This window comes from Pleurocapsa sp. CCALA 161, from assembly GCF_003003995.1.
Classification (GTDB): domain Bacteria; phylum Cyanobacteriota; class Cyanobacteriia; order Cyanobacteriales; family Xenococcaceae; genus Waterburya.
This window is the reverse complement of the sequence record NZ_PVWF01000149.1, coordinates 1-9400: the sequence shown is the minus strand read 5'-3', so window position 1 is coordinate 9400 and position 9400 is coordinate 1. Positions and strand designations below refer to the sequence as shown.

Here is a 9400-nt window from a genome sequence, read left to right as displayed (position 1 = left end):
CTAATATTCTACGTACTTCTTTGACGCTAGTGTTGAGGATATCCCCTGTTTTGAGAGAGGCGCGAATATGTTGAGTAGCATCGGTAAAGTAATCTGTCCATTTACTTTCATCCTTAACCTGCTGTTGTAATAGTTTGGCATTAGCTAGTAGCTCAGCGTTATCGAGGGCAAAACCTACTTGAGTCGCAATCTGAGTTGCCCAACGAATTTCTTGTTGTTGCCATTCCCGAAAATCAGAACACTGATGAGCAAATAACAAACCAAATAGTTGCCCTTCACTGATAATTGGGATAGCTAAATTGGCTTTAACCTCCAATTGTTCGAGCTGCTCAATATAGCACTTAGTCAAGCCTGATTCGTAAATATTGCCCCAGGCTCTAACTCTACCACTGCGATAATGCTCGATGTATCTAACTTTAAAACAAGGATCGTTAATTACTCTACCCTGGGATCTCGTCCAGCCAGGAGCGACGGATTCGGCGACGATTGTGCCATAATCATCTTGCTTCATGCTGTAGATTACCACGCGATCGCAATTTAAAACTCGCCGTACTTCTTCGACGCTAATTTCCAGGATATCTTCTTTGTGTAGAGACTCCCTGATATAGCGAACGGCATCGGTGTAATATTTAGTCAATTGGGCTTCATTTTCTAGCTGATGTTGAAGCTGCTTGGCATCAGCTAATAACTTGGCGTTATCGAGGGCAAAACCCACCTGAGTAGCAATCTGAGCCATCCAACGTACTTCAGGCTGTTGCCAATCACGGGTAGCCGAACATTGATGAGCAACCAGCAAGCCAAATAGTTTACCTTCGTTGAGAATGGGAGTAACTAAATTAGCCTTAACCTCCAATTGTTCTAACTGTTCGACATAACACTGAGTCAAGCCAGACTCATAAATATTGCCCCAAGCCCGAACTCTCCCGTCACGATACATATCGATATATTTGGCTGCAAAGCAAGGATCGTTAATTACTCTTCCTTGGGCTTTTGTCCAGCCAGGGGCAACTGATTCGGCGACAATCATGCCATGATTATCCGAGTTCATGCTGTAGACTACTACGCGATCGCATTTTAAAACTCTGCGTACTTCTTTAACGCTAGCGTTGAGAATATCTTCTTTAGTTATAGATTGACGAATATATTGAATCGCATCAGTAAAATGCTGATTCCACAGATTTTCACTGGCAGCTAATAGTTTTTGTTCTTCTCGGTCGGTTTCGGCAAATATTTCATTGTAATCGAGCATAATACCTACTTGAGTAGCGATTTCAGTTATCCAGTGAATTTCTTGTTCTTGCCAATTACGAGTGTCATTGCACTGATGAGCGATTAACAAGCCGAATAGTTCATTTTCTCGAATGATTGGAGTAACTATTTTTGCTTTTACCTCTAAAGCTTCTAATTGTTCGAGATAACAGGGAGTGATATCTTCACTATAAATATCATTCCAAGCACGGACTCGACCTTGACTATATTTTTCGATATATCTAGCTGCAAAACAAGGGTCGTCTATGCTTTTCCCCAATGACTTAGTTAATCCAGCAGCAACGGATTCGGCTACCACTACACCATAATTATCTTGGTCGAGGCTGTAGACTACCACGCGATCGCAATTAAGTAGATGTCGTACTTCATGAACTGTGGTCTTGAGAATGTTTTCTTGCCCCAACTGGTTAGCTATTATGCCATTGACATCGGCAAACGAACTACTTATATTCTCCTGAATCTTGGTTTTTTGCTCTGTAGGTTTGCCTTTACCATTACCATTTTTTGCTAGATCCATTCCTGCTGAATTTCTCCGTTGAATTTCTGTTGCCTGTTTTGTAAAGTTGAGATCTTTTTGCTTTTCAGCTTCAATAATGTTTGCCAGAGCAAAGCTTGTTATATTCGCCTTCTCTGTGAGAAGTTTGACTGCTTCGGGATGCCAAGGTTGAGGTCTAGAACATTGATGAGCAACTAAAAAAGCCAATAACTTATTGCCAGCAGAAATTGGTGCGATCGCTAAACTTTTAATTTTAAACTTTTTCAAGTTTTCTAATTGATTTTTATTTACATCTGCGGTGTAAGTGTTTTCAATAGCTATAGCCTGCCCATAGCAATAATTTTCTAAATAATCACCTTCTAAAAAAGGATCTATAATTGTTTGTCCTAGAATAGAAGCATACTTAGGATCAACAGCTTCAGCTATCACCTCTACCTGGGGAAGTTCACTAGCATCATAAATAATAACGCGATCGCATTTTAGAGTTTTTCTGGTGGTTTCGACCGTAATTTTTAAAAGCTCTTCAAGATTCTGATAATTGCTTAGTTTTGAATCAGTAGATTGAGTCATTAGCTCAGGGTGTAGGTTAGATAACTTCCGAAATATCAAACATTATTGAAAGTAATTATCAAAAGATTGCTATAGCTATCTGATTAAATTCTGGGTATAAAAATAAATTTTTAAGATTTTCTGTTTCCGTAAAATTACTTACAATATTTATGTATAGCTTAATATAATTTGACGAAATAGCTCAAATAATTATTGGTGTAGCTTGGTAATCTATTTTACTTATAGTGACTTAACTGATTGAAGTTGAACGGTTAGAGTAAGTTGGATATTGAGAATCTTTTGCTCAATTTGATTTTGAATTAACATTATCACGTAATATGAATAGAAAACAAGCACGTTACTAACTTTAAAATTAATTTTATGGGTAATCTGCGTAAGCAAAGCGATCGTCAATTACAATTAACTTCAATTATTGTAGGTGTAGCAGCGTTTATTTCTTTGATCTGGGCGATCGGATTAATTGGCAAAGGAATTTGGCAATTATCTCAACCCGCTTCCAAAACTGCGGAAAATAGCCAAAATATTCCCGATTTTGCTCGTGTACCAGGTGTAGCAACGGGGGTTTTTAACTATGGTGGTAGTACTGCCTGGGCTTCTCTTCGTTTAGCAGTAGATTCAGTTATTCAGTCGGAGCGACCTGAACTACAGTTAAGATACCTACAGCCACAAAATGAGCCACCAGGCTCTAAACCAGGAATTGGGATGCTGTTAAAGGGTAAGTTAGCTTTTGTACAGTCTTCTCACCCTTTAAGTCCAAAAGAACATAAACTAGCCAAACAGCAAGGTCTAAAGCTCAAACAAGTAGCCGTGGCTGTGGATAGTATTGCTGTAGCCGTTCACCCCAAGCTAGATCTTCCTGGTTTGACTCTTCCTCAACTCCAAGCAATTTATACTGGTAAAGTTTCCAATTGGCGAGAAGTAGGTGGTGCAGATCTCCCAATTACTGTCTATTCTCTTCCTCCCAGCACTGGGGACATGGTGGATATTTTTCAGCAAAAAATTCTTCAAGATCGTCAATTTAGTTTGAATGTAAAATTTATACCCACAACGACTCAAGCTCTGCGTCAACTAGCAAATAATCCTGGGGGAATTCACTATGATTCCACAGCAGCAATTGTTTCCCAATGTACTATCAAACTGTTACCACTGGGTCTAAAAAGAGATGACTTAGTTGCTCCCTATCAAAAGCCTTTAGTGCCTGCTGCTGATTGTCCCCAACGACGTAACAAATCAAACTTCGAGGCACTGCGTACTGCCCAATATCCTCTAACTCATTATCTATATGTGGTTTTTTTAGAAAATGAAGGGAACAAGTCACAAATTGGTCAAGCATACGCTAACTTTCTACTCACCCCTCAAGGTCAAAAGCTAATCGCTAAAACAGGTTTTGTTCCTCTTGATTAGTTCTAGTCCTCTAAATTCTTTTTTTCTGATAGTTGTTTGGCAAATATAGCCAGCTTTTGGAAAGATTCAGTGACAAATAAAGACTGTTGTAAAATTTGGTCTGATAAATTGGTAACATCTCTAACAAATTGATTCATTAAGATCGAGGTTGGTGCTGACTCGACTTTTTCTATAGGTTGCCCTGTAAGATCTAACTCAGGATTGTATTGATATAGTGGTTTTGAAGTTATTGCGCTTGTTTCGACGGTAATTTCTCCCATTGGTAATTGTGCAGGTGCTGATGAACGATTCATCTTCTCTTTCATATCGTTAATTAGTTCGACCATTTGATGAAGATTTTGATGAGACTGATTTGGCATCTCAACTTTATTCGTAGCTTCCGCGATCGCTTTAGTCTTTTGAGCCATTTGTGAGATTTGTTTGGCAAAATCATCTGTAACTAATGATTGATGATGAATTTTAGCCTTGAGACTTTCTAATGCAGTCTGATTTTCGATCAGTAGTTCTGATATCTTGTGATTTAGCTCCTGTTTTTCACCCTTACTTCTCTGGAGATCTTTTGCTAGTTCTAATTCTGCTCTTAACTCAACTCGATCTAGGGCAAATCCCAATTGAAGAGCTAATTGAGTAAATAGATTTATTTCTGATTGTGACCATAAATGGGGCTGTTGGCATTGATGCGCGATCAGTAAACCAAATAATTGATCGTTCTGCAAAATTGGTACTACCAAACTAGCCTTAACTGCCAATGATTCAAGCAGCTCTAGATGACAGGCAGTTAAATTAGCCTGGTGAATATTGGCGATCGCTTTAACTCTACCCTGACGATATTTTTCTCCATATTCTCTGGCAAAGCAAGGATCTTTAATTTGAGAATTTAAGCCTCTAGGATAACCAGGAACAACTGATTCTGCTACGATATTTCCATTCCAACGAGCATCAAACTGATAGACAATTACGCGATCGAGTTTAATTACCTTGCGAGCTTGTTCGACAGCAATTTTAAGAAGTTCTGTCCTATTAACCCTTTCACTAATACCAAGACTGAAATTATTGAGTAATTGTGTTGGCAAGCCTTCGTGCTTTAATTTTTTCAGCAGTTTGGCGTTATCTAAAGCAAAACCAACTTGAGTGGCAATTTGTGTTACCCAGCGTATTTCATAGTCTTGCCAGTTACGGGGTTGACTGCATTGATGGGCTACGAGTAAACCAAATAGCTTACCTTCATTCAGAATTGGCGTAACTAGATTAGCTTTGACTTCTAAGGTTTCTAATTGTTCGATGTAGCACTTGGTCATCCCTGCTTCGTAGATGTTATCAATGGCTCTAACTCTGCCATCACGATACTTATCAAGATATCTGGCTTCAAAACAAGGATCTTCGATAGTTTTGTTTAAGGCTCTCGGATAGCCAGGAGATACTGATTCGGCGATAATTACCCCATATTTATCCTGGTTAAGACTATAAACTACCACGCGATCGCATTCTAAGACACGACGTACTTCTTCAACGCTAATATCAAGGACATCATCTTGTTTAATTGAGGCGCGAATATGCTGGATGGCATCGGTAAAGTAATGAGTCCATTGTCTCTCCGTCTCCGCCTGTGTTTGGAGACGAACCATATCATTTAGCAACTGAGCATTTTTAAGAGCTAAACCCGTTTTTTTGGCTAGCTGGCGTAAAAATTCAGTTTCTCCCTTTTGCCACTCCCGCGACGATTTACATTGATGAGCTACCAACAAGCCAAATAAATTTTCTTCATCAACAATTGGTGTCACTAAATTAGCTTTGACTTCCATAGCTTTTAGCTGCTCTTTATGACAGGGAGTCATTTCAACTTTGTCAATATCATCAATAGCCTTAACTCTCCCATCGCGGTATTTATCAAGATATCTGGCTTCAAAACAAGGATCTTTGATCGTTTTGCCTAATGCTTTTGTATAACCAGCAACCACTGATTCTGCTACTATTACGCCGTATTTATCTCGATCTAGGCTATAGACTACAACGCGATCGCAATTTAGATAGATGCGTGCTTCTTCGACAATGGCTTTGAGAATATCTTTTTGCGGAACTGACTGGCTTAAACCATGAATGAACTCTCTGTATATTTGGGTTTCAGTATCTTCTACGGCTTCTTGAGTAAATGTTTTAGATATCGAATCTAAAAGCCGTTTTGTCCCTAAAGCAGCTATAGCACCAGCTAGTAAAGCTGTTATTCCAGTACCGATTAATAAAGCTGCCAATAGTTTTTGTTGTCGTGCTAACTCTGTTTCAGCCAAACCAATATTATCAGAGCGTTTTACCAAGATTGTCTGCTTATTGACAGCTTGGCTACCAAAATAGTATGTTGCTGTTCCTACTACTAATATGGGTAACATTACCGCACTACTTACTAAGGTAGCCGCTGTTTTGGCTTTTAACTTTTGAAAAATTGATTTTTTTTGGTTTGCATCCAGCGATTTTGTCTCAACTTTGATTAGTTCGCCTCTTCCATTAACATTCTCTGAATGGAAATTAGTTTGTGCTTCTGTTTCTGGTTCAAAGACAACTGATTTTGAGTTTATAGCTGGTGCAGAATTACTCTGCTCATTATTTGATGAAGCGGGATTCTGAGAAATGTCAGTTAAAGTTGTCTCTGAATTAGTATTAGTTTCCAGTACTTGAGAACTAAATTGATCTTTGCCGTCATTGGTTTTGTTTGCAGATATTTTAGCCATTATTAATCTATTTAAAAAATAAAATAAATCTTTTCTTATGCGATCGCATGAGGTTAATTGTCTGATTCTAAAAAGTTAGCTGCTTATAACAAACATTATGTCAAATTTCTGCAATTATTTTTTACATTTGCTGTGGTATGTGTAACAACTCTTAATAAAGCTAAAACAGCTGTTTTTGGAAAATTTTGGCCACCTTAATAGTTAAAGGGTCTAATTCAATACTTAATTTATTTCCTGATTTTTTTTCTCCTAAATTAGTTATTTTCAGAGTATTAGGATAAACATTGAAGGAAAGAAGATAATTATCTATGTCAATTATTTGTACTAAAACACCATCCAGACAAACTACATCCAGAACTGATAAATAGTTGACTAAATCATCCTCAAAAGAGACTTTCATTATTACGTTTCCATCTGACAGTAATTCTTGGGAAACAAGCTCAACTAATCCCGTAGGAATTCCATAGAAGAATGCTCCAGGAATTTCTTCTCCTAAACGAACTGCTCTTTCTAAATTAACTTTTTCTGGCGGTAGATAACTTTTAGATTGATTCAGATTGGAATTAAAGAACTTTAGACGACTAACTTGATTATTATCATCTATTGATGAAACTTTTAAGACTCGTCCATTAACAGCAAGATGAGATTCAATCTCAATCTCAACAGAACTGTCTGAATCAACTTTGATAATCAATTCAGGTTCAGTTTGTTCAACAATCCCCGTATCTTTAACAACTCCAATAAACATTTAGGCAGTTTTAATAAATGAAAAAAATTATGTTAATTATAACGACCCAAACTATTTTGCTAAGATTTTACTAACTTAACCTCTAACGTACCTACCACATATTGCTCCTTCAATAACGCGATCGCCCTACTCAACCCACAATAATTCAACTTCAAACTACTCCCAACCAACTCAGCCGTAGCCATTTGATTCGGTTCAACAGGAATCTTGACATCTTCAGGAAAATCAATAGTTAATTCACCATTAAGAAATATGTCAGCACCAGGATAAGTTTGTTGTAATTCTTCCAGAGTCGCGATAACTTCGTTAAGCTTCGCTAACGCTTCTTCATCATCAAAACTAATACTTCTTATCTCAGTCTTGGCAACTGACCCAACGACCGTACTTACTTTACTCGTAATAATCTGTTCTCCAGTTTTATAAACACCTTTGCTATCGCTGACTACAAACTCATTACCTTCATTACCGATAATCAAATACTTCCCATCTGCCGAGGTGCGATTAGGCTCCGCCTAGCCGAAGGCATCGCTTGCCCAATAACCTGTAATGTTCGCGTATACCTGATGAGTACTAGCATTTTGGTTATAGAGTTCGACTACTCCATCCTTCAAGCCTAGATTTTGAGAGACTTTCTGAGTGATACCCCCACCATTGGCTAGATAAATTCCAAGACTGAGGAGAGCGATCGCAATTCCTAAAACCCACAGTTCACCAGCCCCACCAGTCTTTAATCTACGTCGAGGATTACTAACGCTAATTGCCCAGGCAGGATAAGGATAGAACAACTGTACGCCTTGCTTGGTGAAGGTATCGGAGAAACAGGAGAGTAGATGACCTAATGGAAGAGCGATCGCCACTTTGGTGTCTCCTGAAAAGTAGCCGATGCTGACTGAGACAACTGCGATCGCAGCAGTAGCTAGAAGACAATGAGTGACTGAGCGATGAGGAAATCTATCTTCAATCCATGAACTAATCGGAAAGAAGATTTTACCGATGGTTGAAGTTGTAGTGTCTAGGTCGGGAAGTTGAGAGCCAATGATCGCTAGACCCAAGGCTAAAGGGTTAGTAGTGCCGAGGATTAGGGAAGTTCCCGATAGGGCGATCGCTGCGTGAGTAATTGCCATCATAAGCGGTAAAGAGCAGGGGGACTTTACCAGTTTGGATTTGGGGAGAGCGATCGTCAGTTATAAAGATCACTGATTAAAATAAGCAATTATTAATTGAAGGTATTATCGTTTAAAGTAATTGGTCATCCTCTTGAGATCAAAATGACACAACCAGTACCAGCGAAACCCGATCCAGATAAATTTGTCCCGTTTACGGCTCGTCTAATGGCAGCTATGAGGGCTAAAGAAACAGAAAGAACAGATCGCTTATTTAACGATCCTTTTGCTCATTGTCTAGCTGGAAAAGAAGCATTTACTTTTGTAGAGCAACAACTCAAGGAACAAGATCGTGCTTATATAGCAGTTCGTACTCATTTCTTTGATGATTTTCTCCTCACTCAAAGTGAAAAAGCCAATCAAATAGTCATTTTAGCTTCTGGTATGGATACAAGAGCTTACCGTCTGACTTGGTCGTCTGAAACTAAAATATATGAATTAGACCAACCTCAAGTCCTCGAAACTAAAACAGCTATTCTCCAAAATGCTAGACCTAAGAGTCAACACTATGCTATTTCCGCCGATTTAACTCAACCTTGGTCACACCTCCTATTAGAACAAGGATATCAGCCTACCTTACCTTCAGTCTGGTTACTAGAAGGACTTTTAATGTATCTCACCGAACCTCAAGTACATCAATTGCTACAAACAATTTCCCAGTTAGCTACGGCTGATAGTTATTTGGGTTTAGATTTAGTCAATATTAGAAGCATAGAATACGAACCTTACAAAGGCTATTTCCGTTCTGGTTTTGATGAACCAGAGGAATTGTTAGCCGAATATGGATGGAAAGCAGAGGTAATTCAGCCTGGGGATGAGGGGGCGCATTTTGGTCGCTACACAGATAAGTTACCGCCTCGTGATGTTCTTGATCTAGAAAGAGTATTTTTAGTCAAAGCTCACAAGAAAGCATGATAAATTCACTGTCCTAACCTCTTTCTCGCACCCCGAACATTCCCATCCTCATTTGTTAGTTCTAAACCATACTCTTCTGGCTCGTCCAAGTTCAAATCTTTAACCTGACAAG

General features: G+C 38.7%; 7 protein-coding genes. 2 read left to right on the top strand and 5 right to left on the bottom strand.

From position 1 onward, the window contains the following. Positions 1-2335 (bottom strand): GAF domain-containing protein (locus tag C7B62_RS22335; RefSeq protein ID WP_146132177.1); only part of this gene is annotated, 2335 nt, incomplete at its 3' end. A 360-nt stretch (positions 2336-2695) separates the two neighbouring features. Between C7B62_RS22335 and C7B62_RS22330 the strand changes: the two genes are divergently transcribed. Next, positions 2696-3739 carry a PstS family phosphate ABC transporter substrate-binding protein gene (locus tag C7B62_RS22330; protein WP_106242598.1) on the top strand — a complete coding sequence of 348 codons (1044 nt, stop codon included), beginning with the start codon at positions 2696-2698 and terminating at the stop codon, positions 3737-3739. A gap of 2 nt (positions 3740-3741) precedes the next feature. On the opposite strand, the gene C7B62_RS22325 is transcribed toward C7B62_RS22330, so the two are convergent. The 4 genes from C7B62_RS22325 to C7B62_RS26695 form a co-directional block, all read right to left on the bottom strand. Beyond that, entirely contained in the window at positions 3742-6462 is a 2721-nt protein-coding gene (locus tag C7B62_RS22325) for a GAF domain-containing protein (RefSeq protein WP_233220109.1), read from the bottom strand. A gap of 160 nt (positions 6463-6622) precedes the next feature. After that, positions 6623-7210 carry a Lumazine-binding protein gene (locus tag C7B62_RS22320; RefSeq protein ID WP_106242595.1) on the bottom strand — a complete coding sequence of 196 codons (588 nt, stop codon included), beginning with the start codon at positions 7208-7210 and terminating at the stop codon, positions 6623-6625. A gap of 59 nt (positions 7211-7269) precedes the next feature. Next, positions 7270-7686, bottom strand: coding sequence for a hypothetical protein (locus C7B62_RS26700; protein WP_233220108.1), 417 nt, complete (start codon positions 7684-7686; stop codon positions 7270-7272). Between the two features lie 36 nt (positions 7687-7722). Then, positions 7723-8337, bottom strand: a complete 615-nt coding sequence (locus C7B62_RS26695) for a metal-dependent hydrolase (RefSeq protein ID WP_233220107.1) — start codon at positions 8335-8337, stop codon at positions 7723-7725. A 141-nt stretch (positions 8338-8478) separates the two neighbouring features. Between C7B62_RS26695 and C7B62_RS22310 the strand changes: the two genes are divergently transcribed. After that, on the top strand, positions 8479-9288 hold the full coding sequence (locus C7B62_RS22310; RefSeq protein WP_106242592.1) for an SAM-dependent methyltransferase: 810 nt from the start codon (positions 8479-8481) through the stop codon (positions 9286-9288). The last annotated feature ends 112 nt before the right edge of the window (positions 9289-9400 follow it).

What these genes read in the sequence shown, in the direction of transcription:
- C7B62_RS22330 (WP_106242598.1), top strand. Translation starts at nt 2,696, where the DNA reads ATGGGTAATCTGCGTAAGCAAAGCGATCGTCAATTACAATTAACTTCA.
- C7B62_RS22325 (WP_233220109.1), bottom strand. Translation starts at nt 6,462, where the DNA reads ATGGCTAAAATATCTGCAAACAAAACCAATGACGGCAAAGATCAATTT.
- C7B62_RS22320 (WP_106242595.1), bottom strand. Translation starts at nt 7,210, where the DNA reads ATGTTTATTGGAGTTGTTAAAGATACGGGGATTGTTGAACAAACTGAA.
- C7B62_RS26695 (WP_233220107.1), bottom strand. Translation starts at nt 8,337, where the DNA reads ATGATGGCAATTACTCACGCAGCGATCGCCCTATCGGGAACTTCCCTA.
- C7B62_RS22310 (WP_106242592.1), top strand. Translation starts at nt 8,479, where the DNA reads ATGACACAACCAGTACCAGCGAAACCCGATCCAGATAAATTTGTCCCG.